The organism is Streptococcus equi subsp. zooepidemicus (genome assembly GCF_015689395.1).
Lineage (GTDB): Bacteria > Bacillota > Bacilli > Lactobacillales > Streptococcaceae > Streptococcus > Streptococcus equi.
The window spans coordinates 1,077,214-1,101,965 of record NZ_CP065054.1 but is presented as its reverse complement, the minus strand read 5'-3'; the positions used below and the strand labels follow the sequence as shown (position 1 = coordinate 1,101,965).

The window sequence follows — 24,752 nt, the reverse complement described above, 5'->3', positions numbered from 1 at the left end:
GATTGTGAATAACGATTAAAATAGTACAATATTAGCTGTCGTTATCAGCTTATCCTTAGACATTAAAAAAGATTGAAGAAACCCCTTTCTGAGGCTTTCTTCAATCCTGATTCTAGCTATGACCAATTGATCAAAACAATCCTACCGCTGTACCGTCTTCAGTGACGTCCATTTTCATAGCCGCAGGAGTCTTTGGCAAGCCTGGCATTGTCATCACATCTCCAGTTAAGGCGACGATAAAGCCAGCACCGGTCTTAGGCACTAATTCACGAATGGTAATGTCAAACTGATCTGGTGCGCCTAGGAGCGATGGATCGTCTGAAAAGCTATACTGGGTTTTAGCCATGCAAACAGGTAATTGATCCCAGCCAAATTGGGCAAATTGCTTGAGCTGATTTTTAGCTTTAGGTCCGAATTGCACAGCCCTACCACCATAAATTTCAGTCACAATTGCCTTAAGTTTCTCCTCTAAGCTATCCTTGTCTGCATATAGACGCTTATAGACTGCGCTTTCCTCTGTAATAGCCTTGACAACAGCGTTGGCAAGAGCAATACCGCCATCAGCCCCCTTGGCCCACACGCTTGCCAATTCAACCGGAACAGCTATTTCTGCACACAATTCTTTTAAGACTTGAATTTCTGCTTTAGTATCTGTCACAAATTCGTTGATAGCTACAACAATCGGAATATTGAATTTACGAATATTCTCAACATGACGCTTTAAATTAGCAAAGCCAGCCCGAACCGCAGCAACATTTTCAAAGGTTAAATCTGCTTTAGCAACACCGCCATGCATCTTCAAGGCACGAAGTGTTGCGACAATAACAACTGCATCAGGAGCCTTAGGTAGATTCGGTGTTTTGATGTTAAGGAATTTTTCTGCTCCAAGATCCGCTCCAAAGCCTGCCTCTGTAACAGTATAATCTGCCAACCGCAAAGCTGTTGATGTCGCCAAAACAGAATTACAGCCATGCGCAATATTGGCAAATGGCCCTCCATGTACAAAGGCCGGTGTGCCATAGATTGTTTGAACAAGGTTAGGCTTGATGGCGTCCTTCAAAATCAAGGCTAATGCCCCTTCTACCTTTAAATCACGCACATATACAGGTGATTTATCGTAACGATAGGCAATCACAATATTAGCTAAACGAGCCTTCAAGTCCTTGAGATCAGTCGCCAAGCAAAGGATAGCCATCACTTCAGAGGCCACTGTAATATCAAAGCCATCTTCTCGTGGCACACCATTGACAGGACTCCCCAAGCCAACAATGACCTGCCTAAGAGAACGATCATTCAAATCAAGCACACGCTTCCAGATGATACGACGCGGGTCAATACCAAGCTCATTGCCCTGCTGAAGGTGATTATCAATAAGGGCTGATAAAGCATTATGAGCTGTGGTAATAGCATGCATGTCCCCGGTAAAATGAAGGTTAATATCTTCCATCGGAAGAACCTGAGCGTAGCCGCCACCTGCAGCACCACCCTTGATCCCCATAACCGGTCCTAAAGAGGGCTCACGCAAGGCCAGCATGGTTTTTTTACCGATCTTAGTCAAGGCATCTGCCAAACCAATAGACATGGTTGATTTGCCTTCACCTGCTGGCGTTGGATTAATAGCAGTCACTAAAATGAGCTTACCAGGCTTATTGTCCTCTACTGATTTGATTTTTTCAAAGGATAATTTGGCTTTGTAGTTACCGTAAAGCTCCAAATCATCAGCATCAATCCCCACCTTTTTAACGATTTCTGTAATCGGCTTTAAGGGGACACTTTGAGCAATTTCGATATCTAATTTCATGAAAACTCCTTGACTCTTACTTGATAGTGTTATTATATCACACTCTACCCTAAACGTACATTGATTTATTTCGTATACAAAAATGTTCGTTTTTATAATGGTTCTGAAAGAAAAAAAGCTTAATAGCATCAGCATTGTCAGTGAAAATAATTTTAATTAGTGATTTTATTTACTATTTTTGCTTTTTCTGATAAAATATGGCTATGAAATTATTAATCACGTCAGGCGGAACAACCGAAGCAATAGACGCCGTTAGAGGGATTACCAATCATTCCACTGGCCAGCTAGGAAAGATAATAGCTGAGACCTTTCTAGCAAAGGGATTTGACGTTACTCTAGTGACAACAAAAACTTCAGTAAAACCAGCACAGCAGCCTCATTTGACCATTCGTGAGGTGACCAATGTTGATCAGCTGATGGCTATCTTAAAAGAGGAGGTTCCTAAGCATGACCTTCTCATTCACAGCATGGCTGTTTCGGATTATAGCCCAGTGTACATGACAGACTTTGATACAGTTGCAGCTGCTGATCATTTACAGACCTTTTTAACAGCAAGCAATAAGGAAGCCAAAATCTCATCGGCAGCTGATTATCAGGTGCTCTTTCTTAAAAAAACACCTAAAGTCATATCCTATATTAAGGAATGGAATCCTAATATAAGGCTAGTCGGCTTTAAGCTATTGGTCAATGCTCCAGCTGAGGAGCTAATTTCAGTGGCACGAGATAGCCTGCATAAAAACAAAGCAGACTATATAGTAGCCAATGACCTAGCAGATATTAAGGCCAATCAGCACAAGGCTTTTCTTGTCAATGACAAAACAGTCTGCTCTGCCAGCACCAAAGAGGAGCTTGCACAATTAATCTATGAAAGGATAATAGCCAATGACTAAGCGAATAACACTTGCGGTATCAGGTAGTATTTCTGCCTATAAGGCAGCTGATCTCACCAGCCAATTAACCAAAAAAAGCTATGAGGTTACTGTGTTGATGACGCAAGCGGCTACTGCCTTTATCACTCCGTTGACCCTACAGGTCTTATCGAAAAATCCTGTCCATCTAGATGTCATGGCAGAGCACGATGTCAAAATTGTCAATCATATTGAGCTAGCTAAAACAACAGATCTATTTGTCCTTGCTCCTGCAAGTGCCAATACCATTGCTCATTTAGCCTATGGCTTTGCTGATAATATGGTTACCAGTGTCGCCCTAGCCCTGCCTGAGGCAACACCCAAACTCATCGCTCCTGCTATGAATACTAACATGTACCTTAACCCAATTACTCAGGGAAACATCAAACGCTTAGCTGATCTTGGCTTTCGAGAAATACCACCTAAGACAGCACTCCTTGCCTGCGGCGACAGAGGACCTGGAGCCTTAGCAGATATTGATGATATGGTTACAGCAATTAGTCAGCAGCTAGCAAGATAGCTGGTCACCGATTAGCAATTGCTGTATTATAATATAAAAATTTAATGGAGAATGCAATGAATCATAACAAATCTTCTGAAATCTCTCGTATTGCCATCTTTTTTGCAGTCATGCTGGTTATTCACTTCATTAGTAGCTGGTTTTTTTATATCTGGCCTGTCCCAATTAAACCAACACTCGTCCATATTCCAGTTATTGTTGCTTCTATCATGTATGGTCCGCGCACTGGAGCTATCTTAGGAGGCTTGATGGGGATTGTCAGTGTGATCACAAATACCTTTGTTTTACTTCCAACAAGCTATCTTTTCTCACCATTTGTCACAAATGGTAGTCTGGCTTCCTTGATGATCGCTATGCTGCCTCGTATCCTGATCGGGGTCACTCCTTATTATTGCTATAAGCTTATCAAAAACGAGCTTGGGCTTGTCCTAGCTGGTCTTGTTGGCTCGCTGACAAACACCATTTTTGTTCTCTCAGGAATATTTGTCTTTTTCCCAACAGCCTCTGGAGACAATGTTAAAACGTTTCTAACTACCATTGTATCTGGCAACGCTATTACTGAAATGATTGTTTCAGCTATCGTTACCATTACTCTTATCCCAGCTTTATCCAAGCTTAAAAAATCATAATATGGCTCACGCTATGAAGCATGCTGTCTGATAAGGATAGCATGCTTTTATGATATGTGACAAGCAAGAAAATTGATCCTTATGTGAAAAAATGATTGGAAGCTATTACAGAAAATAAGTGATTTTTCCTTTTCAACATGATATAATGAAAGCGGTTAAAAATATAAAGGAGAATACTATGACTTACACAGAAAACTATCAAAAATGGCTTGATATTCCAGATCTTCCAGCCTATTTAAGAGATGAATTACTTAGCATGGACGACAAAACAAAGGAAGATGCCTTCTACACCAATCTTGAATTTGGAACAGCTGGTATGCGTGGCTATATTGGCGCTGGAACGAATCGTATCAATGTTTTTGTTGTTCGCCAAGCAACTGAAGGCTTGGCAGCATTAGTTGAGTCAAAGGGAGAAGCTGCTAAGAAGGCAGGTGTCGCTATCGCCTATGATTCTCGTCATTTTTCTCCAGAATTTGCCTTTGAATCTGCACAGGTGCTAGCAGCTCATGGCATTAAATCATACGTTTTTGAAAGCCTTCGGCCAACACCTGAACTTTCCTTTGCTGTACGACACCTTGGTACTTTTGCCGGTATCATGGTTACCGCCAGTCACAACCCTGCTCCATTCAATGGCTATAAGGTTTATGGGGCTGACGGAGGTCAAATGCCTCCAGCTGACGCTGACGCTCTAACAGATTACATTCGTGCGATTGATAATCCCTTTGCCATTAGGCTTGCTAATTTAGAGGAAGCCAAAGCTAATGGACTCATTGAGGTAATTGGTGAAGCTGTTGACCTTGCTTATTTAGAAGAGGTCAAAAAGGTCAATATCAACCAGAACCTCATCAATGATTACGGTCGTGACATGAAAATTGTCTATACTCCTCTTCATGGAACAGGTGAAATGCTAGCACGTCGTGCCTTAGCACAAGCAGGCTTTGAGTCCGTTCAGGTGGTCGAGGCGCAGGCGAAGCCAGATCCAGATTTTTCTACTGTCAAATCCCCTAATCCTGAAAGTCAAGAGGCCTTTGCCCTTGCTGAGGAGCTTGGACGTCAGGTTGACGCTGATGTTCTTGTTGCTACTGATCCAGATGCTGACCGTCTTGGGGTTGAGATTCGGCAGGCAGATGGCAGCTATCGCAACCTATCAGGCAACCAAATTGGTGCTTTAATTGCTAAGTATATTTTAGAAGCACATCAGCAGGCTGGAACTCTGCCTAACAATGCCGCTCTTGCCAAATCCATTGTCTCTACTGAGTTAGTGACGAAAATTGCAGAGAGCTACGGGGCAACCATGTTTAATGTCTTGACAGGCTTCAAATTCATTGCTGAAAAAATTCAAGAATTTGAAGAAAAGCACAATTACACCTATATGTTTGGCTTTGAGGAGAGCTTTGGTTATCTCATTAAGCCATTCGTACGTGATAAGGACGCTATTCAAGCAGTACTATTGGTGGCTGAGATTGCTGCCTACTACCGCTCTCGTGGACTAACCCTTGCTGATGGTATTGATGACATTTACAAGGAATACGGCTACTTTGCAGAAAAAACTATTTCTGTTACGCTGTCTGGTGTTGATGGCGCAGCTGAAATCAAACAGATTATGGATAAATTCCGCAAGCATGCCCCTGCGCAGTTTAACCACACTGATATTGTGTTAACAGAGGATTTCCTCAGTCAGACTGCAACTCATAAAGCTGGTCAAACCCAGCTAACCACTCCTCCAAGCAATGTCTTAAAATATACCCTAGCTGATGATTCATGGTTTGCTGTAAGACCATCAGGAACAGAGCCAAAAATTAAATTTTATATCGCAACTGTTGGTGACACCCTTGCGCTTGCCGAAGAAAAAATTGCCAATATTGAATCTGAAATCAACGCCTTTGTCTCTTAAAAGAGCTGATATCTAACCATGACCACCCGTTACAGGGTGGTCTATTTGCTTTACACCATTAGCTGTGAGCAAACTGTAAAGCTACCCTAAGACCTATTCTCGTAGCTGTATCGCTCTCTTTATGGAAGCATGGATTGAAACCTACTAACCACAAGTAAGCTCGCACAGGTCCTGTCCTTTCTTTTTAGGTGCGTGGATTAAAAACCATACAGCAAAAAGCACTCTAACCTTGTCAAAACGGGCCATTCTCTACATTGTCAACTCAGTGTTTTAGCTAGCTTTTGTCAGCACTTCACTTGCTAAACCAAAGTCAAGCCACTTCTTTTGATAAAAAGCTTGATAGCATGCCTTTAAAGGATCTGCTAAGAACAAAAGAGTCTGATCTTAGAAAATCTTAACTAATATACTTTATGACCTAATTTAATTCATTAAAAAGCGAACAAGTCCAGTTTTCTAAGATTCCGAAAACTAGACTTATTCGTTTGTTTTATTTTGAGGCAAACTTTTGTCTCAGCCTCTAATTGTTTTTTTATTTTGATTTGATGTAGTTGACACCATCTGCCTTTGGAGCTACTGCTTGTCCAAAGAAAGCAGCCAGAATGATGATGGTCAATAGGTATGGCGCAATCTGGAGATAAACCGTTGGGATTTTTTCCAATACTGGTAGTTGTGCTCCGATAACTGCCAAGCTCTGTGATAATCCAAAGAATAGGCTAGATAACATAGCACCTACTGGATTCCATTTACCAAAAATCATAGCGGCAAGGGCAATAAATCCAGGTCCTAAAATGGTTGTCACTGCGAAGTTAACAGAGATGGATTGTGCATAGACAGCTCCACCAATACCCCCAAGAAAACCAGAGATCATAACCCCATAATATTTCATGAGGTAAACATTAATACCAAGTGTATCGGCTGCTTGAGGGTGTTCACCTACAGAGCGTAAGCGCAACCCGAATCTTGTTTTATAAAGCACAAACCAAGCTAGGAAAGAAAAGGCAACAGCTAAATACCCAACTAAGCTAGTATTTCTAAAGAAAATGTCCCCAATTATCGGAATTTTTGAGAGAATCGGAAAATCAAACTTACCAAATGATTGCTGGATATTATCAGTTTGCCCCTTACCGTACATCACCTTTACCAAGAAAATGGCAAGTGATGGTGCCAGTAGATTTAGCACTGTACCACTGACAATGTGATCTGCCCTAAAGTTAATTGTTGCAAGCGCATGGATCAATGAAAAGATCAATCCGACAACTCCTCCCACAAGAACCGCAATCCAGGGAGTAGCTTTGCCAAAGATATGAGCAAATTCAAGATTAAAGACAATTCCTGAAAAAGCCCCCATGACCATAATGCCTTCAAGGCCGACATTGACAACACCAGCCCGTTCTGAGAAGGTACCACCAATACTTGTAAAAATAAGAGGTGTAGCATAGATAAGCATTGATGAAACCAATAAAGCAAAAATAGTAACTAAACTCATCTTATTTACCTCCCTTTACTAGTTTTTTAGGCTTGATAATATAGCGTTCAATAAGATAGTGAGCACCTACAAAGAAGATAATTGAGGCAGTCACTACTTTTACCAATTCTGGTGGAATCCCTGCAATATTCATACCAGGAGCACCTATACTCAACACCCCAAATAGGAATGATGAGAAGAAGATACCAATCGGTGAATTGGCAGCAAGCAAGCTAACAGCCATACCGTCAAAACCAATTGCTAGAGAGCTTCCCTGTACAAAAACATTCTCAAAGGTTCCCAAGCCTTCAACAACTCCTCCTAAGCCTGCTAAAGCACCTGAAATGATCATTGATAGGATAATCGTACGCTTTGAGGACATACCCGCATATTCTGAAGCATGTGGGTTAAGACCTACTGAACGAATTTCAAAGCCTAGAGTTGTTTTGTTTAGCAAGAACCAAATAACTGCAATTGCAATAAGTGCAAAGAAAATACCAATATTAATACGAGAATTATTGGTCAAATCTGACAGCCATTGACTTTGATAGCTGGCATTATCGCTGACCTGTATGGTTGAATCAATACTTTGCTTAACACTTTCAGGATAGCCTCTTTGAATGATGGCGTTACCAACATACAGAATAATATAATTCATCATAATGGTGACAATGACCTCACTCGTACCAAGGTAAGCTCGCAAAATACCTGGAATAGCGCCAGCAATTCCACCGGCAACCATACCAATCAAGACCGTCATCAGAATTAAAAGCGGACGAGGCATATTAGGATTGACAAGAGCAAACCAACCTGCAGCAATCCAACCAGCCAAAGCTTGACCTGACAGCCCGACATTAAAGAAGCCGGCACGGCTAGCAACGGTAAAACCAAGGGCAATAAGGATAAGCGGCCCCATCGCTCTGAAGATTTCACCAATATTTTTGATACTACCAAAGGCTACCTGAAATAGGCCCTCATAGCCCCAAATTGGATCATAGCCAAAGATAAACATGACAATAGCGCCAAGTAAGAATCCTAACAAGATAGAAATCATTGGCACAGCAATCTTTTGTGCATTTTTAGACATGACTCTCCTCCTTATCAATGGAACCACCAGCCATCAAAATTCCCAATTCTTGCTTATTGGTATCTTGAGGCAACACAATACCTTGAATTTTACCGTCATGAATAACTGCAATACGGTCAGATAAATTCAAGATTTCGTCAAGCTCAAAACTAACAACGAGAATTGCCTTGCCTTTGTCACGCTCTTCAATCAAACGCTTATGAATGTACTCAATAGCACCAACGTCCAAGCCGCGAGTTGGCTGACTGACAATCAATAAATCAGGGTTACGGTCAACCTCACGTGCAATGATAGCCTTTTGTTGGTTACCGCCAGAAAATCCACGAGCTGGAACCAATTCATTGGCACCACGAACGTCAAATTCCTTCATCAGTCTACGAGCATAATCATTGATTGTATTGTAATTTAAAATACCGTTCTTACTTAGTGGCTCTTTATAATAGGTCTGAAGGGCAGTATTTTCAGCCAAGGAAAGGTCCAGCACTAAGCCATCTCTATGACGGTCCTCAGGCACATGCCCCACTGATAGCTCTGTGATTTTACGGGAGCTTAAATGGACAACCTCCTGACCTTTGATTGTAATGCTACCAGATCTAGTCTTTCTCAAGCCTGTAATGGCCTGAATCAGCTCTGACTGACCATTACCATCAATCCCTGCAATCCCCACAATTTCACCAGCTCTAACGTCAAGAGAAAGCCCCTTTACTGCTGGGATTCCACGATTTTCATCGACCTCTAAATTCTTGATCGACAGCACCACCCCTTTGGGCTCTGCTGCCTTTTTAGCTGTTGTAAAGGAAACTGAACGCCCAACCATCATTTCAGCCAAGTCCTGAGAGGTTGCACCTGCTACATCTACTGTTTGAATACTTTTCCCACGTCGAATAACAGTGACTCTATCAGCAACTGCTCTAATTTCGTCCAGCTTATGAGTGATCAAAATAATCGATTTGCCTTCCTTTACAAGATTACGCATAATTTCCATTAGCTCTTGTATTTCAGCAGGCGTAAGCACCGCTGTTGGCTCATCAAAAATAAGAATATCTGCACCACGATATAAGGTCTTTAAGATTTCAACACGCTGCTGTGCCCCTACAGAAATATCAGCAATCTTGGCAGTAGGATCAACAGCTAAACCATATTTCTCAGAAAGCTCTTTAATGTCCTTGCTAGCCTTTTTTAAATCAAGACAACCGTTTTTGACAACTTCATTTCCTAAAATGATATTCTCAGCAACTGTAAAAGCTTCTACTAGCATAAAGTGCTGGTGTACCATTCCAATACCCAATCTAGCAGATTTGGAAGGAGAGTCAATAACAACAGGCTGACCGTTAATGACAATTTCACCACTAGTTGGCTCTAAAAGCCCAGCTAGCATATTCATCAACGTTGATTTACCTGCACCATTCTCTCCTAACAATGCATGAATTTCGCCTTTTCTGACATTCAAATTAATATGGTCATTCGCAACAAAATCACCAAATTTTTTTGTAATCTCTTTCATTTCAATGACATGCTGTGCCATAGGATTATTTCCTTTCAATTTAATCTTTTGTTTCAGTAAAGCCAGCCATTTGTCACAACCTTTACTGAAGCAAAAGGTGTTCCACTCTAAAAAGGGCGACCGACGAAGGTCGCTCTTTTCCAGTAACTACTTTTCAGGAACTTTTACGTCACCAGATTTAATTTTTTCTTTTGCTTCTTCGATGGCTTTGATAACGTCTTTAGAAAGATTTGTTGTGGCAATCTCAACACCACCGTCCTTCAGACCATAAACAGTTGTTTTACCTGCAGGGAATTTCTTATCTGCTGCCTGCTTATTGATCAATTGAACAGCCTTACCAACACCTTTTATAGTAGATGCAAGTACAAAGTTAGATGATTTGCCATCCTTAGATGTATATTTACCTTCTTCGTTTTGGTCGCGGTCAACACCAATTACCCAAACCTTATCAGCTTCGTCACGTTTTTCGTTAATTGTTCTTGCTTCGTTGAAGACACCCGCACCTGTTCCACCAGCTACCTGATAGATAACATCAGCACCTGCTGCGTATTGCGCTGCTGCAATTGTCTTACCCTTAGCGGCATCTCCAAATGATCCAGCGTAGTCCACCTTGATCTTGATTGAGTCATCAACAGACTTAACGCCTGCCTCAAAGCCTTTTTCAAAGCGTGTAACAACTGTTCCTTCCATACCACCTACAAAACCAACTGTTTTTGTTTTTGTAGTCATAGCTGCCGCAATACCTGCAAGGTAAGCAGCTTCGTTATCAGCAAATGTTACGCTAGCAACATTGTCTTTGCCTTCGATAACATCATCAATGATAACAAATTGTACTTTGTTGTTGTCATCAGCAGCCTTACTGATTGCATCCTTCAAGGCAAATCCGATACCATAAACAACCTCATAACCACTAGAAACTGCTGTATCAATGTTAGTTGCATATTCAGACTCGTTGGTAGATTGGAAGTAATCAAAGCCTGAACCCTTTGTTAGTCCATTGTCCTTACCCCAAGCCTGCAAGCCTTCCCAAGCTGATTGGTTAAATGACTTATCATCAACACCACCAGTGTCAGTAACCATTGCTACCTTCAAATCTGTTTTAGCATCACCAGATCCCTTTGAAGCGTTACGATTACCACAACCAACTAAACCTAATAAAGCTACAGAAGCTAAACCAACACCAATAAATTTCTTGTTCATGAATATGAACCCTCCTAAAAATATTTCTAGCAAACCAATTGCCGAAAGTAAATATAAAGCCTAATGGCTAGATAACAAAATTAAGCCAGATTACGATAAATCTGTAAACGAATAAGGAAGTAACTCGCCAACAGTTGTGCGCATGGTACGACCGTCCTTAGCAATTAGCGTTACTGGAGCAGTGGCTTCAAAAAATTCTGCCATGACCTGACGACAGGCTCCACAAGGAGAGATTGGCTCATCAGTCTCTCCATAAATGGCAATTTCTAAAAGCTGCTGATGTCCCTCAGAAACAGCCTTGAAAATAGCTGTCCGCTCTCCACAATTGGTCAAGCCAAAGCTGGCATTCTCGATATTACAGCCAGTATAGATTGTTCCGTCCTTGGTCTTTAAAGCGGCTCCAATCGGAAAGTGTGAGTAAGGAACATAAGCCCTTTTACTAGCTTCAATTGCCAATGAAACTAAATCAGTAGCCTCCATTGGCAACTTCACCTTTCATAATCGTTACCCCTGCAGAAGTTCCAATACGTGTAGCTCCTGCTTCAACAAAAGCTAAAGCGTCCTCTAGAGAACGAGCACCACCGGCTGCCTTGACCCCAATATCTGAACCAACTGTCTGACGCATCAATTTGACATCAGAAACGGTCGCACCGCCAGTTGAAAAACCAGTAGAGGTCTTCACAAAGTCAACACCTGCATTTACCGCCAACTGACAAGCCTTAACCTTTTCATCATCAGTCAAGAGGCAAGCCTCGATAATCACCTTGACTAATTTGTCTCCACTAGCCTCTACCACTGCACGCATATCATCTTCAACAGCTTGGTAGTCACCCTGCTTTAACAGACCAATATTGATAACCATATCAATCTCATCAGCACCATTTTCAATAGCGTCCTTTGTTTCAAAGGCCTTTGTTGCTGAGGTAGTTGCACCTAAAGGAAAACCAACAACTGTACAAACCTTAACATCTGTTCCCTTTAAAGCCTTTGCAGCATAGGCTACCCAGCAAGGGTTGACGCAAACGCTAGCAAAGTCATAGGCTTTAGCCTCCTCAATTAATTGGTCAAGCTGCGATTGAACGCTGTCAGCTTTTAGTAGTGTGTGGTCAATATACTTGTTAATATTCATGTTATACTCCTCCTTAGGAAATGATTTTGATAATTTCGTTAGCCTCTAGGTGTTCCGCCCCTATTTTAACATTTTTTTCAAATTCTGTAAGCACTTTTTCGTCTAGGGCTTCCTGTGAAAAGACAACTGCAATGCGCTCTCCCTTAGTGACAGCGTCACCAACCTTCTTGTCAAAGACAATCCCTGTTTCATAATCCAGACTATCTGTTTTGACTGCTCTACCAGCACCCAGCCTCATTGCAAACAATCCAAACTCAAGAGCAGGCAATGCTGTGATGTAACCATCTTCTGATGCAAAAACCTCTGTTTGAACAGCCGCCTGTGATGGACGATAAAGGTCCTCAAGATCACCTCCTTGATAAACAACCATCTCTTCTAATTTTTTCAAGGCTGCTCCGCCAACCAAATGATGGTGAATATCCTCAAGAGAGTGTTGAGCACCAGCAAGCTCCAGCATAATCTGAGCTAGCTCACAAATAAAGTGAGTAATATCCTTGCGTCCCTTGCCTTTCATGATATCAATTGCCTCTAGCACCTCTAAGCGATTACCGATAGCACGACCAAGAGGCTGACTCATATCTGTAATGACAGCCACTGTCTGACGCCCAACCTCCTTACCAAGGTCAACCATCAGTCTAGACAGCTTCTCAGCATCTTCAATAGTCTTCATAAAGGCACCGTCACCAACGGTAACATCTAGCAAAATACTATCAGCGCCAGCAGCAATTTTCTTACTCATAACAGAGCTTGCAATCAAAGGAACAATATCAACGGTTGCCGTCACATCACGAAGAGCATAAAGCAGCTTATCTGCCTTCACAAGCTTATCTGATTGTCCAATAACTGAAAGTCCGATCTCTTGTACCTGCTTGATAAATTCCTCTTGGGTCCGACCAATCTGAAAGCCCTTGATAGATTCTAGCTTATCAAGCGTTCCACCGGTGTGGCCTAAGCCGCGTCCACTCATTTTCGCTACAGGAACGCCAAAGCTAGCAACTAGAGGAGCTAAGATGAGTGTCACCTTATCACCAACACCACCTGTTGAGTGCTTGTCCGTCTTGATACCAGCTATAGCTGACAAATCAATCTGCTCACCTGTCTCAACCATACTCATGGTCAAATCGCGAGTTTCTCGTGTAGACATTCCCTTGAAATAGATCGCCATTGCAAAAGCCGACATTTGATAATCTGGCACAGTACCATTGGCATAACCATTAATCAGCCACTGGATTTCTTCGGTAGATAGCTCTTTACCATCACGCTTTTTTTGGATTAAATCAACTGCTCTCATAACAAGATACCAAAAGCTCTGAGAAAATCTTGATATTAAAAAGCAACTCTTACTGACATACTGCTATGCTTTTTAATACCACTCTTCTACACTTGAGCTCAATTCCTTTCCTTAATACTTCTTAAAATGTAGTAGCCCTTTTCCCTTTTGAGAATAGTCACATTCCCAAAAACAGCCTCCATTTTGTCTTTAGCACTTGGTGCTCCCTGCTTCTTTTGGATAACGACTGTCAAATCACCGCCTTTAGTTAAAAAATCAATACTCTTTTCAATAATCTCATGAACCACTTTTTTCCCCGCTCTGATCGGTGGGTTACTAATGATGTGCTCAAATGTCCCTGTCACACCGTCATAGAGGTTTGATTGAAAAATGGTCGCCTCAACCTGATTACTCTCAGCATTCTGCTTAGCTAAGCCAATAGCGCGATGATTAATATCTACTAGAGTCGCTTCGACGCCTTGAGCCTTTGCTAAGCTAAGTCCCAGCGGCCCATAGCCGCAGCCTAAATCAAGCAGACGGTCGCCTTCTTGAAAATCTAATGTGTTGAGAAGGACCTGACTTCCAAAATCAACCATTCTTTTTGAGAAAACACCAGAATCTGTCAAAAAAGTAAAGGACTGTCCTAACAAATTGACCGTCAATTGATGGATATCATGAGCACTATCTGGATTTTCATCATAATACATTTTTGTCATGTGTTTTCCTATCTTTTTTCGATGCTTTTTCATTCTATCACACTTTGAAATGGTTTACAAGACGTTTGTTTTTCTTAGTTTTTCGTCTATCGAACCATATATTCCGAACATTATCTGATTAACTTTATATTAGTCAATTGTTAGGTCGAAATTGTTCGATTTTTATAGGGTTTTTCAGTGTTTTTTTAAGAATTTCAGACTAAACATTTTTCAATTTTTTTATTGACATGTTATAATGTAAGCACTGCCAATTAGTAGGAGTAACTATGTCAAACGAATTTATTACTTTTGAAAAAATATCTAGAAAATCTTGGAAGCAATTACATCAAAAAAGCAAGCCCTTATTGACCCAAGAGGAGCTTACTAGCATCACCAGTTTGAATGATAATATTGATATCAACGACGTTGTTGAGGTTTACCTTCCCTTGATTCATCTCATTCAAATCTATAAAATCGCTCAAGAAAACCTGTCTTTTTCTAAAAGCCTCTTTCTAAAAAAAGATATTCAGCAAAGACCCTTTATTATTGGGATTTCTGGCTCAGTTGCCGTCGGTAAGTCCACAACTAGCAGGTTATTGCAGCTTCTTTTGGCGCGCACACACAAGACCAGCACTGTTGAGTTGGTCACAACAGATGGTTTTTTGTACCCTAATAGCACACTGATCAAAAACAATATGCTGAATCGAAAGGGCTTCCCAGAATCCTATAATATGGAGCTATTGTTAAACTTTCTGGATACTGTCAAAGGAGGACAAACTGCATCAGCTCCTGTTTACTCGCATGAGATTTATGATATCGTTCCTGATCAGCAGCAAACCTTTACCAATCCTGACTTCCTCATCATCGAAGGGATTAATGTTTTCCAAAATCAACAGAATAATCGACTGTATATGAGTGATTATTTTGATTTTTCAATTTATATTGACGCAGATAGCCATCATATTGAGCAATGGTATTTGGAACGATTCTTAAGCCTTTTAGAGCTGGCTAAGCATGACCCAGCTAACTATTACGCTAGGTACACCTCATTGCCACAAAATGAAGCTATTGCCTTTGCAAAAAAAGTCTGGAAAACAATTAACCTAGAAAATCTGGAAAAGTTTATTGAGCCTACACGCAACCGAGCAGAGCTCATTCTTCATAAAGCGGCAGACCATAAAATTGACGAAATTTATCTCAAAAAGTGATAAGTGCTTGCCAAACACCTATATTTTCTATATAATGGTGTAGTTAGATTAATTTGGAGGTGAAAACATTGGCAAATATTAAATCAGCTATTAAACGCGCTGAGCTTAACGTTAAAGCAAACGAAAAAAATTCAGCACAAAAATCAGCTATGCGTACTGCTATCAAGGCATTTGAAGCAAACCCAACTGAAGAGCTTTTCCGCGCTGCTTCTTCAAGCATTGATAAAGCCCAATCAAAAGGTTTGATTCATAAAAATAAAGCAAGCCGCGATAAAGCACGTCTTGCTGCAAAGCTTGGCTAATACATAACCAATGAAAACTCCAATCGGAGTTTTTTCTTTTTGGCTTTAGAAAATCATTAGCACAGCTGGCGCTTCCAAACGGGTGATGGTGATTCATCAATCCCTCAGGGCAGCGCCTTTGCCTCTTACTGCTGCTCACACCGCAAGCTCTAGCAGTGTAGTGACTGTAGCTGGTAGGACAGTAAGTCCTTCCTGTCTCACATCAGGCTGCTATAGCCCCTGTTCTGCGTCTTGATCGCCTGCTCTAGTGCTGTCCTGCCTTGCCCTCTAATGCTACTATCTAGCTGATTGACAATGGTCTGAATATGATCTGCGGTGTCTGTGGCAATCCGAGATACCTCACTGTCATAGCACCTTTGAAGGGCATGAAGGCGACCTAAGGTCAAGGGGGCACATATGGACTGAACCAATCTCCTATCTAGCTCTTTCTTTAAAGCCCTGATCGGCTCTTGTCCGGTTAAAATCATCTCTATAGCAATCATCTTATCTCCTTTCCTTTAACCTTCACGCCACTGACGCCTCAGCGCTGTGATGTCCTTCTCTATAGCCTGTCGCTTGCTGCGATAGTGATGGGCAATCTCTTCCTCCTGCTGCGACATCTTGCGACATTGCTCGTGATAGCACTGCTCTGTTCGGTGCTGATAGTCATCAATAAGCCTCGTTAAAACGGTATATTGGTCTGTTATCAGGCTAGCATCATAATGTCTGAGGTAGCTGCTAACGGCCTGATAGCTAGAGGCATAGAGCTGCTGCAGCTGGTTGTAGTTGCCTCTTAGCTCGTCATGGGCTGCTTCCATTTGGAGCCGCTCTTGATGATAGTGCTCCTGTAGCTCCTCTAGCTCCTCTTCCTTTTGACGGATAGCAGCTCTGATCTTCTCTAATGCTGTCATGAAAAGTCGCCTCCTAGCTTTTGGTCAGTAGCGATTGTCCTTTCGATCCCCTCCTCTAGCTGCTCCTTTACGGTATTGAACTTAGTGGTCAGTCCCCTGGCCTGAGCGACCTTGTCATCAAAGTGCCTCTTGGTCTGACCGACAAGGCTGTCATAGGTCACACCTGCCTGGGCATAAGCCTCCTCTAGCTCCGCCCAACTCAATTCACTCACAAAAAAGGGCATGTCTCTTGTCTTTTGGTGAAGCGCCTCTGCCTCTGCAACCGCCTCCTTCCGACGAGCAATGATCTCCTCTTGGGCAAGCTGAGTGGTCTGCTCCAAAGCCTGTGCGACTGCTCGAGCCTGAAACTGATCAAGGTAAAACTCCTCTGAGCTGCTAATACCGTTAGAGGCTGCATACTTTTTCTTTAGCAGGCGGTATTCGGTTAGTCTGGATCTTAGGGTAGCAAGAGCAGGTGCTTGAGCAGCGGCAGGGTGACCCTTACGGTCAATCACCTGACCCTTTGAGTTGAAGCGATAAGCGGCTAAGCTATGACGTCCTATTCCCGCCTTACCATCAACCCATCTTGAAATCCCGAGCTCATCATCTCCAAGGTAAGTGCCTAGGTTTCCAATGTAGTCATTGTTAATGCGGTAGCTGTGATAGAGTCCCTTGTTGGCTTTAACAAAGTCAATAGCCTCCTTGGAGAGGTTATTAACAGAGCTTGGCGCATTAAAGACAGTGGCAGGCTGCTTGGCATGGGCTGCTGTGATGAGTGCCAGATAGCCTCCCAGAGAATGTCCGGTGTAGGAGATGGCAGCGTTAGGGTACCTTGTCCTGATGTGGTCGGAAAAGGCTTTAGCAGTGCTTAGCTGACTCTTGACTACTTTAAAAGAATCAGGCCCCTCATGGGTACACAGGTATTGATCATCTCCAAAAACAACAGATTGAATATCGGTGTCAATATCGCGTATATCACTGCTATTTGTCCCAGCATAGGCAATGACAATGTGACTTCTATCCTCTTTGCCATCTTTTATTGGTGCAACTGCCATAGCCTGCATACCATTGTCGGGGTTATCTTCGGCTTCAAGAACTTTGAAATAACGATTAAAAATATCCGTATTTTTTCTAACAGGAATAGTTACTTTATTAGCATCAACATCATATACTTTTTCAGAGAGTTTATTATAATCTTTATCATTAATCACTATTATTTCTCCTTATAAATAACTTCAATGTCCTTACTCAAGGTTGTCTTATTCTCTGCTTTTTTTCGACGGTTTAAAAATTCCTCATTGTCTTTTGAAGCTTGCTCTACACCTGTATAAATCTCACCTCCCATAAATGTTACGGATATATAGTACTTACTATTAACAATTGTAGCTATATTCATAGAACCTGTTTTTAAATTTTTATCTATACCAATGATCTTTATTTTATGTATATTTTCATATGTATTACTTAAATAAATAACTGCCCTCTCTTGTTCTCTACGCTCTCTATTTAGCCTTTCGTCATTAAGCCAGTTCATCGTTAGCACTCCTCCTAAAATAGCTATTAAAGTCACTATGCCAATTAGTTTCCGTCGTTTGTTTTGTTGCTTTTTCATCATCAACTCCTTTTATTGCTAGGACGCTAGCAAATAGCTGCTTTTTACATAGATAATCATGATATGACTCTTACCCACCTCACCACCCTTAATTGCTCCAACCGTCCTAGCCTGCATACCACTGTTAGAGGTATCTTCGGCTTTGAGGATTTTGTATTTTCCACTTGCTAAGGTATCACCAATCTGATAAGGTCTAGATGTTTTTTTCGAGTCAACACTATACACATCATCAGCAATAGCATTATAATCTGCATCTGTTACCATTATCGTTCCTCCTTGTAAACTATTCTAATCTTTGGTTTGCCTAGATTATCAATAGGTTCATCAAGTTTAATTAAACGATTTCCAAAATTACGAGAATAGAGCTCATTCATGTAAATATCGCCTTTTAGTCCTCTTAAAACAAATCGAACCTCTATTTTATCATTAACGGTAGCATCAAAATTATATGTTCCTGTCATAGCATTATGATCAATATCTGTAAACTCAACTTTTTCAATACCTTCATAATTTTGTGCTAAATACTCTACCATTCTATCCTGCTCATGTTTATACCTTGGTTCGTCCTTACCTGTGAATGAATTAAACATTGCCATACCTCCCATTACTAAAATTGCTACGATTCCTAATAAAATGATGACTTTCTTTTTTACTATCATAAAACCTCCTTAATTTATAATTTAAAACTAGAACATTCCCATTCCTCTTTGGCACCCTAGCCTGCATACCATTGTCGAGGGTGTCTTCGGCTTTGAGAACATAAAATTGCGAATCTTTTTTACCAATAACATCATATCTGACCACATGTTTTTCAGAATTAGCTTTAGCATACTAAACATCATAAACTTTTCCAGCTAGCCAGTTATAGTTTTCGTCAGTTATCATTTATTTTCCTCCGTCAGAATATTTAATATCAATACCTGTTAGATCCACTTGACTTAATGTCAATTTTTTGTGACGCTCCGCTAACTTAAAAATTTTTTTATTAAAATGATAATAATAATCATCAAGCTTTCCTGAAAAAGTCATCGAAAAAGAATAAGATATCTCATTAGTTTTATTTATAGTAGCTGTTGTTCCCCAATATCCTGTTTCTTTGGATTGGACTGGACTAAGAAAACTAATCTCTTTTACCCCTTCAAACTCACTAATAATTTCCATTGCTAAATCCTTCTCTACTTGATAATAGTTATTCTCGCTTTTATTGTCTCTATCCCCATTAAACCAACCCATTGTTATTATTCCTCCTAAAATTGTTATTAAAGTCACTATGCCAATTAGTTTCCGTCGTTTGTTTAGTTGCTTTTTCATCATAAACTCCTCTTATGTTATAATGTTGCTGTCAACTGCCTTTGTGCTTTAGCATGAGGGGTTGCAGGCTTTTTACTTTTACAAAAACAGCTAGACACCAGATGTTCTAATATTATGATAGGATTATAAATATTATACTATAATAATAGTATCATATTGACATATTGTCGGTAACTTTTTACTATTTTGACGCTTTTATGAGATTTTCTGGTATATTTTTTGACAGATCTTTGTTTTATACCTTACTGTAATTCAAGCCTAATAACGGTTTTATTGGCTTTAAACGCTTGATTGACAGCAAATAGAATACAATAAAAAAATCACTAGACCTCTTAATCTAGTGACTGCTATTTTAATACTTATTATGGGCTAGCAAGAACTCAGTGCTATAATTTTACTTCAAAGATGGCGCCGGTAGGCTTATTATCACTGACGGTAATCGTTCCTTTTAATGAGGTAACGATCTGCTGCGCTAAGGCCAATCCGAGTCCAAAGCCTCCTTTTTGGCGTGTCCTTGCCTTATCTACTCGGTAAAAGCGATCAAAAATCTTTTTCTTATCATCGTCCTTAATCCCTGGACCATTATCAATAACAGAAATCAATAAATGCTTATCAGTCGTTCTAACCTTGACCTCAACCACACCGTTATGATCAGTGTATTTGATCGCGTTATCAAACAAAATGGTCATCAGCTGCTTTAGTAAGGCCTTATCTGTCTTTAAGGGCCTATTGATCTGATTAGCTGAGATAAACTGCTTACCTGACTCTTCTGCAACTAATTGATAATTTTCAAAAACAGTATCAAAAAAGGCTGCATCAACATCAACTAGCTGCGGCTTGATCCCATCATCGCGTCTAGCTAAATTCAACAAATTAGTGGTTAATATTCTCATATTGCGGACCTCATCTAGGCTTGAAGCAATATGCTCACTATTTTCTAAAATGGTCTCGTTAGGCTTTCTAAACAGTGATTCCAAACGATTTTGCAGCACAGCCAAAGGAGTTCTAAGCTCATGACTGGCATTTTCTACAAACATTTTTTGCTTGGCATAGCTCTCCATAATTGGCTTTCTGCTCCACTTAGCCAAATAAATACTGGCCAAAATCGAAATTAACCAAAAGACAATCATAACCATGATAATAATCTGTTCATAGCGCTCATTGGCAGTATCCAGTTGCTGAACATTAACCACTGCCATCATATAAGCCACTGCCGGATAGTTTTTGATGTGGACTTTAACGGTTAGGGTATGGTATTTCTCCTTTTGCCCATAAAAATTCATCAGCTGTGTTGTGACAATGTTATTAAGCTGACTTTTGTCTAAACGAAAGCTTTGGTAATTGGAGAAGGCGTCAAAGGAATTCAATATCGTCCCATTGGCACTAAATAAAATAATATCCATATTAGTGGTGGAGGAGCCAAGTGATTTTGACGCTTCCAATTCAGGAAGAGCCTGAATAAGGTTATTTTCTGCATCAAAATAAAAGGAAGATATTCTCGCCATGGTCCTATTGGCATAGTTGCTGGCATTTTGACCGACCGAAATGAGACTGCTGTCTACTGTGGAATAGACACTAAACCTCATGATTTGCAAAATAATGATAGTCATGACAACAAAAATGCCTGTAAAAATAGCAAAGAAATGAAAAAAATGTGTATAATTATCGGACAATAATTCTTTTTTTAGTTTATTCATTAGCTTTTAAGATATATCCTACACTTCTCAAGGTTTGAAGATGATTAACAAAGTCTGTCCCCTTAAGCTTCTTACGGATTTTAGAGACATAGACCTCTACAACAGAGATAGTGGTATCACTATCAAAGCCCCAGATACGATCAAAAATTTGTGACTTTGGCAAAATAACATTTTGATTTTGAAGAATATAGACTAGTAAATCAAGCTCCTTACCTAATAGCTCTATGACCTGCCCATTGACCTGTACCTCTTTACGAGTAGTATCTACAGTCAGGTTGCCAAATTTAAGGCTCTTATCATTAAACTTTCCTACGCGCTTAAGCAAGGCCTGAATCCGCATTTTTAATTCCTCTAGGTAAAAGGGCTTGGTTAAATAGTCATCAGCACCAAGCTCAAAGCCATGTCCCTTGTCATCAATGCTTTCTTTGGCAGTCATGATCAAGACAGGAATTTTGATGTCTTTTTCACGTAAGGCCTTTAGCACCTGAAAGCCATCCTTTTCAGGCAGCATTAAATCTAACAGAATCAAATCATAAATGCCGCTTTCTGCCTCATAGAGTCCTTCGTCGCCATCAAAAACCTGCGTCACATCAGCAAAGTCATCTAAAAAATCAAAGATGGAATTTGATAAGCTTAAATCGTCTTCTACTAATAATATTTTTATCATTATGATACCTCAATTCTCTAAAGACTAACAGCCTAGCTCAAATAGTCTTTAGAGATTACTTTACTAAATGAATTCTCTAATCTAACGATAGCACAAAAAGCTTAAGCTTTGCTAAACTATTGCTCATGACAGGTCATAAGCATACAGTTAGTCTGGAGACCTACTTAAGTTATAAAACTGACAGACAAAGAATTGTCTCTATGACTTATCCGTCCTAAGCTCTGACTCTGATCAACTAGCAATTTACGGCGCTAAGATTAACCACTGCTTATGATTGAAGCCTCCTCATTTGCCAAAAGCTGACAGGCAGTGCCACTAAGCTACAGCAATTACCCTTTGATCTAATGATCGCTTAAAGGTAACATGCTTTTGATACCAATAAAGGAGTTGAGGATGGTCCCCAGCTCCTTTGTGATATCATCAGTACTGACTTAAAGCATTAGCGATAGCTTCTTTTTCACTATCAATGAGGGCAACTCGAGCTGAAATTTCATTTATCCCCATCGAAATATTGCGACTAATCGCCATATCATCAAGCTGTGGCTCAAAGAAGGCCTTATATTCAGCTAAACACTCTGCTGTTTTAAAATGGTTAGCCGGGTAAATAATAAACTTGTCAAAGCTCATATCACCACCCAATGAAGCCTTAATCCATTTCCAGTTTTCTCTAGCCCAGCGCCAAATGCTTTCTTGTGCAGAGGCTTGATCAAGCAAAAAGTTATACCAAGCTGCTAGGTCCTGTGGCTTAATAATATCCTTATCCTTTAAGCTGTACTGAATACGCTTAAGGGTTGATGGATTAGCTGTTGTTGCCAAGGCGGCGCTCAAATCAGCTCGAAGATTGTTGTCCTTGGTTGCAACATAGGCATCAAAATAAGCATCAACCAAGTCAGCTGTTTCAAAATATTTGATCTGACTCACCAATACCGAGCGGCGAATGGCTGCTGGAATGGCTTCGATACGGTTTGCATAAGCTTCAAAGATGGTCTTGGCCTGATTGATCACATCACGATTGCCTCCGACCAACAAGTGATGTAAAGCGATTTGACGGACCATTTCATCTTCATCAGATTCATTTGCCCTCTTTTCAAATCCAAGCTGCCTGAAGTCCTCTTGGAAAATAGAAGAAACCAATCGATTAAAGGACTGCTCTGCTGAGGTTCCTTCATCAATGAACTGCTCTAAGCCTCTAATAACCTGCTGAACAGCTGCAGCAACCATATAGGATTTTTTGTCATCTAGCTGAGCGATTAAGTCAACCAGCTCTGCATAAGAAATCAGACCGCTATCAGCCAGCAAGCGGCGCTCTTGAATCACTTGAAGGGCAGAGGTGTTGTCAAGATGCTTCAAATCATCAACTAAGCTATGAAACAGCTGTCCCTGATAATCTGTAATGTAATGCGCTGTATTTTCTGTATTAAAGCGAAGTGCTCCTTTATTTTGGGCGGCTAATTGACTAAAGCCTGAAATAACGATGGACTCCTCTGTCAGTACGTCAGGAAGACCTTTCCAGTTTGCATTTAGTGGAATTGGCCATAGTCTCTTTTGGTCGCTTGCCTCACCAATAAAGAACTGCTTTTGGCTGAGAATCAACTGATCATTGTCAACTCTGGCCGTTAAGACAGGATAGCCTGGCTGCTCTAGCCATGCGTCCATAAATGCAGCAACATCTTTACCAGAAGCTTCTGAAAGAGCCTGCCACAAATCACGTCCTACAGTATTACGGTATTGATGCTTTTCAAAGTAAAGGCGCAGACCTGCCGCAAAATCCTTATCGCCAATCCAGCGGCGAAGCATATGCATTAAGCGGCTTCCCTTGGCATAGACAATAGCTGGATCAAATAGGGTATTAATCTCATCTGGGTGGTTAACAGCAACATGGACTGATTGAACACCGTCTGTTGCATCACGCTTAAGAGCCAGCGGCACACCTGTTGTTTGGAAATCCTCAAAAATACGCCATGATGGCTCAATAGCATTGATGGCCACATATTCCATCATATTGGCAAAGCTTTCATTGAGCCAGAGATCGTCCCACCATTTCATGGTTACAAGATTACCAAACCATTGATGGGCAATTTCGTGTGCCACAACAAGAGCAACATTTTGTCTGCTGCGAGCTGTTGAATTGCCATCAACCAACAGGTAAATTTCGCGATAGGTAATCAAGCCCCAGTTTTCCATCGCTCCAGATGAAAAATCAGGAAGGGCAATATTTAAGGATTGAGGAATAGGATAGCGAACCCCAAAGTAATCTTCGTAGAAATCAATGACACGTACAGCAATATCCAATGAAAAATCTAGCGAGGTCAGTGGGTGAGCCTTGGTCGCATAGACACCAACTGTTGTCCCATTTTTACTTTTTGTTGTTTTGCCATGCAGGTCTCCTAAGGCAAAGGCCAGCAGATAAGAAGACATTCTAGGAGTTGTCTCAAAGGTCCAAAGACCTGTCTCCTTGCGGCGCTCAGCATTGACCTCAGGCATATTTGATAGAGCAATCTCGCCCTCTGCTTGGTCAAATGTCAAGCTTAAGTCAAAGGTAGCCTTTGCTTCGGGCTCGTCAATACATGGAAAGGCCTCACGCGCAAAATGGCTTTCAAACTGCGTTGAAATGACCTCCTGTTTTTCACCATCTTTCGTGTAGTACGACGGGTAAATACCAGTCATATTGTCAGTAATATTACCTGAAAATTCAATGACAAGCGTCATCATACCAGTCTCTGGCAGCTCAACACGCACAAGCTCATTGTCATCGTCAACATGATAGCTAACAGCTTCATTGTCAAGTAAAATGGCATTGATCGCCAAGTCCTTTTGGTGAAATGACACTTGATTATCCAATGCTTCACCATTGATCGCAACATTACCTGTGAAGGTTTTTGTGCTACGATTAATGTCTAGGAAAATATTATAATTTTCAGGAATAAACTTTTCAATAAGATGTTCTACTTTTTTCATACAACTCCTTAATATGTCATTAAATT

Annotated in this window: 25 protein-coding genes; 6 read left to right on the top strand and 19 right to left on the bottom strand. The window is 40.8% G+C overall.

What is annotated here, in order from left to right:
- Positions 1 to 130: 130 nt before the first annotated feature.
- Positions 131 to 1,801 (bottom strand): formate--tetrahydrofolate ligase, encoded by a 1,671-nt coding sequence (locus I2432_RS05265; protein ID WP_206158616.1) that lies wholly within the window; start codon positions 1,799 to 1,801, stop codon positions 131 to 133.
- Positions 1,802 to 2,004: 203 nt separating this feature from the next.
- Between I2432_RS05265 and I2432_RS05260 the strand changes: the two genes are divergently transcribed.
- The 4 genes from I2432_RS05260 to I2432_RS05245 all read left to right on the top strand — a co-directional run bounded on the left by I2432_RS05260 (position 2,005) and on the right by I2432_RS05245 (position 5,752).
- Positions 2,005 to 2,691, top strand: coding sequence for a phosphopantothenate--cysteine ligase (locus I2432_RS05260; RefSeq protein WP_282185038.1), 687 nt, complete (start codon positions 2,005 to 2,007; stop codon positions 2,689 to 2,691).
- A complete protein-coding gene (gene coaC / locus I2432_RS05255) occupies positions 2,684 to 3,229 on the top strand; it encodes a phosphopantothenoylcysteine decarboxylase (RefSeq protein WP_206158615.1) in 546 nt (181 codons plus the stop codon). Before I2432_RS05260 ends, coaC begins: the two co-directional genes overlap by 8 nt.
- Positions 3,230 to 3,285: 56 nt before the next feature.
- Entirely contained in the window at positions 3,286 to 3,858 is a 573-nt protein-coding gene (locus tag I2432_RS05250; RefSeq protein ID WP_196820070.1) for an ECF transporter S component, read from the top strand.
- Between the two features lie 178 nt (positions 3,859 to 4,036).
- Complete coding sequence (locus I2432_RS05245; RefSeq protein WP_159334861.1) at positions 4,037 to 5,752, top strand: phospho-sugar mutase; 1,716 nt, start codon at positions 4,037 to 4,039, stop codon at positions 5,750 to 5,752.
- A 529-nt stretch (positions 5,753 to 6,281) separates the two neighbouring features.
- Here the strand turns inward: I2432_RS05245 and I2432_RS05240 are convergent.
- From I2432_RS05240 to I2432_RS05205, 8 genes are all read right to left on the bottom strand, one after another.
- Entirely contained in the window at positions 6,282 to 7,238 is a 957-nt protein-coding gene (locus I2432_RS05240; RefSeq protein WP_111678071.1) for an ABC transporter permease, read from the bottom strand.
- 1 nt (position 7,239) lies between these two features.
- A complete protein-coding gene (locus tag I2432_RS05235; protein ID WP_014622827.1) occupies positions 7,240 to 8,304 on the bottom strand; it encodes an ABC transporter permease in 1,065 nt (354 codons plus the stop codon).
- On the bottom strand, positions 8,297 to 9,829 hold the full coding sequence (locus tag I2432_RS05230) for an ABC transporter ATP-binding protein (protein ID WP_043025785.1): 1,533 nt from the start codon (positions 9,827 to 9,829) through the stop codon (positions 8,297 to 8,299). The genes I2432_RS05235 and I2432_RS05230 overlap by 8 nt, the downstream gene beginning before the upstream one ends.
- Positions 9,830 to 9,955: 126 nt before the next feature.
- Positions 9,956 to 11,008: a BMP family lipoprotein gene (locus tag I2432_RS05225; RefSeq protein WP_012515565.1), complete on the bottom strand. Its 1,053-nt coding sequence runs from the start codon at positions 11,006 to 11,008 to the stop codon at positions 9,956 to 9,958.
- 90 nt (positions 11,009 to 11,098) lie between these two features.
- Positions 11,099 to 11,488, bottom strand: a complete 390-nt coding sequence (locus I2432_RS05220) for a cytidine deaminase (protein WP_012515564.1) — start codon at positions 11,486 to 11,488, stop codon at positions 11,099 to 11,101.
- Complete coding sequence (deoC, locus tag I2432_RS05215) at positions 11,475 to 12,137, bottom strand: deoxyribose-phosphate aldolase (protein ID WP_206158614.1); 663 nt, start codon at positions 12,135 to 12,137, stop codon at positions 11,475 to 11,477. The genes I2432_RS05220 and deoC overlap by 14 nt, the downstream gene beginning before the upstream one ends.
- A gap of 13 nt (positions 12,138 to 12,150) precedes the next feature.
- Complete coding sequence (locus I2432_RS05210; RefSeq protein ID WP_014622825.1) at positions 12,151 to 13,428, bottom strand: pyrimidine-nucleoside phosphorylase; 1,278 nt, start codon at positions 13,426 to 13,428, stop codon at positions 12,151 to 12,153.
- Positions 13,429 to 13,526: 98 nt separating this feature from the next.
- Positions 13,527 to 14,123: a class I SAM-dependent methyltransferase gene (locus I2432_RS05205; protein WP_038674319.1), complete on the bottom strand. Its 597-nt coding sequence runs from the start codon at positions 14,121 to 14,123 to the stop codon at positions 13,527 to 13,529.
- Between the two features lie 266 nt (positions 14,124 to 14,389).
- Here I2432_RS05205 and coaA point away from each other — a divergent pair, with 266 nt between their 5' ends.
- Both coaA and rpsT read left to right on the top strand, forming a co-directional pair.
- The gene (coaA, locus tag I2432_RS05200) at positions 14,390 to 15,310 is read left to right on the top strand and encodes a type I pantothenate kinase (protein ID WP_111710551.1); all 921 of its coding nucleotides are present in this window, start codon (positions 14,390 to 14,392) and stop codon (positions 15,308 to 15,310) included.
- Between the two features lie 53 nt (positions 15,311 to 15,363).
- A complete protein-coding gene (rpsT, locus tag I2432_RS05195; protein ID WP_012678006.1) occupies positions 15,364 to 15,612 on the top strand; it encodes a 30S ribosomal protein S20 in 249 nt (82 codons plus the stop codon).
- Positions 15,613 to 15,809: 197 nt separating this feature from the next.
- Here rpsT and I2432_RS05190 read toward each other — a convergent pair whose 3' ends face one another.
- The 10 genes from I2432_RS05190 to I2432_RS05145 all read right to left on the bottom strand — a co-directional run bounded on the left by I2432_RS05190 (position 15,810) and on the right by I2432_RS05145 (position 24,726).
- Positions 15,810 to 16,094 (bottom strand): hypothetical protein, encoded by a 285-nt coding sequence (locus I2432_RS05190; protein WP_037579874.1) that lies wholly within the window; start codon positions 16,092 to 16,094, stop codon positions 15,810 to 15,812.
- A gap of 15 nt (positions 16,095 to 16,109) precedes the next feature.
- The gene (locus I2432_RS05185; protein WP_165627640.1) at positions 16,110 to 16,502 is read right to left on the bottom strand and encodes a hypothetical protein; all 393 of its coding nucleotides are present in this window, start codon (positions 16,500 to 16,502) and stop codon (positions 16,110 to 16,112) included.
- Positions 16,499 to 17,692: a Tle-like phospholipase domain-containing protein gene (locus tag I2432_RS05180; RefSeq protein WP_249093119.1), complete on the bottom strand. Its 1,194-nt coding sequence runs from the start codon at positions 17,690 to 17,692 to the stop codon at positions 16,499 to 16,501. Before I2432_RS05180 ends, I2432_RS05185 begins: the two co-directional genes overlap by 4 nt.
- 2 nt (positions 17,693 to 17,694) lie before the next feature.
- Positions 17,695 to 18,093, bottom strand: coding sequence for a hypothetical protein (locus tag I2432_RS05175; RefSeq protein ID WP_231871354.1), 399 nt, complete (start codon positions 18,091 to 18,093; stop codon positions 17,695 to 17,697).
- Positions 18,094 to 18,111: 18 nt separating this feature from the next.
- Entirely contained in the window at positions 18,112 to 18,357 is a 246-nt protein-coding gene (locus I2432_RS05170; protein WP_111678062.1) for a hypothetical protein, read from the bottom strand.
- Entirely contained in the window at positions 18,357 to 18,752 is a 396-nt protein-coding gene (locus I2432_RS05165; RefSeq protein ID WP_115250909.1) for a DUF1433 domain-containing protein, read from the bottom strand. Before I2432_RS05165 ends, I2432_RS05170 begins: the two co-directional genes overlap by 1 nt.
- A gap of 226 nt (positions 18,753 to 18,978) precedes the next feature.
- On the bottom strand, positions 18,979 to 19,407 hold the full coding sequence (locus tag I2432_RS05160; RefSeq protein ID WP_206158613.1) for a hypothetical protein: 429 nt from the start codon (positions 19,405 to 19,407) through the stop codon (positions 18,979 to 18,981).
- A gap of 383 nt (positions 19,408 to 19,790) precedes the next feature.
- The gene (locus I2432_RS05155) at positions 19,791 to 21,101 is read right to left on the bottom strand and encodes a sensor histidine kinase (RefSeq protein WP_111678059.1); all 1,311 of its coding nucleotides are present in this window, start codon (positions 21,099 to 21,101) and stop codon (positions 19,791 to 19,793) included.
- Positions 21,094 to 21,768, bottom strand: coding sequence for a response regulator transcription factor (locus I2432_RS05150; protein WP_037578348.1), 675 nt, complete (start codon positions 21,766 to 21,768; stop codon positions 21,094 to 21,096). Before I2432_RS05150 ends, I2432_RS05155 begins: the two co-directional genes overlap by 8 nt.
- 420 nt (positions 21,769 to 22,188) lie before the next feature.
- Positions 22,189 to 24,726 carry a M1 family metallopeptidase gene (locus tag I2432_RS05145; protein WP_206158612.1) on the bottom strand — a complete coding sequence of 846 codons (2,538 nt, stop codon included), beginning with the start codon at positions 24,724 to 24,726 and terminating at the stop codon, positions 22,189 to 22,191.
- Positions 24,727 to 24,752: the final 26 nt, after the last annotated feature.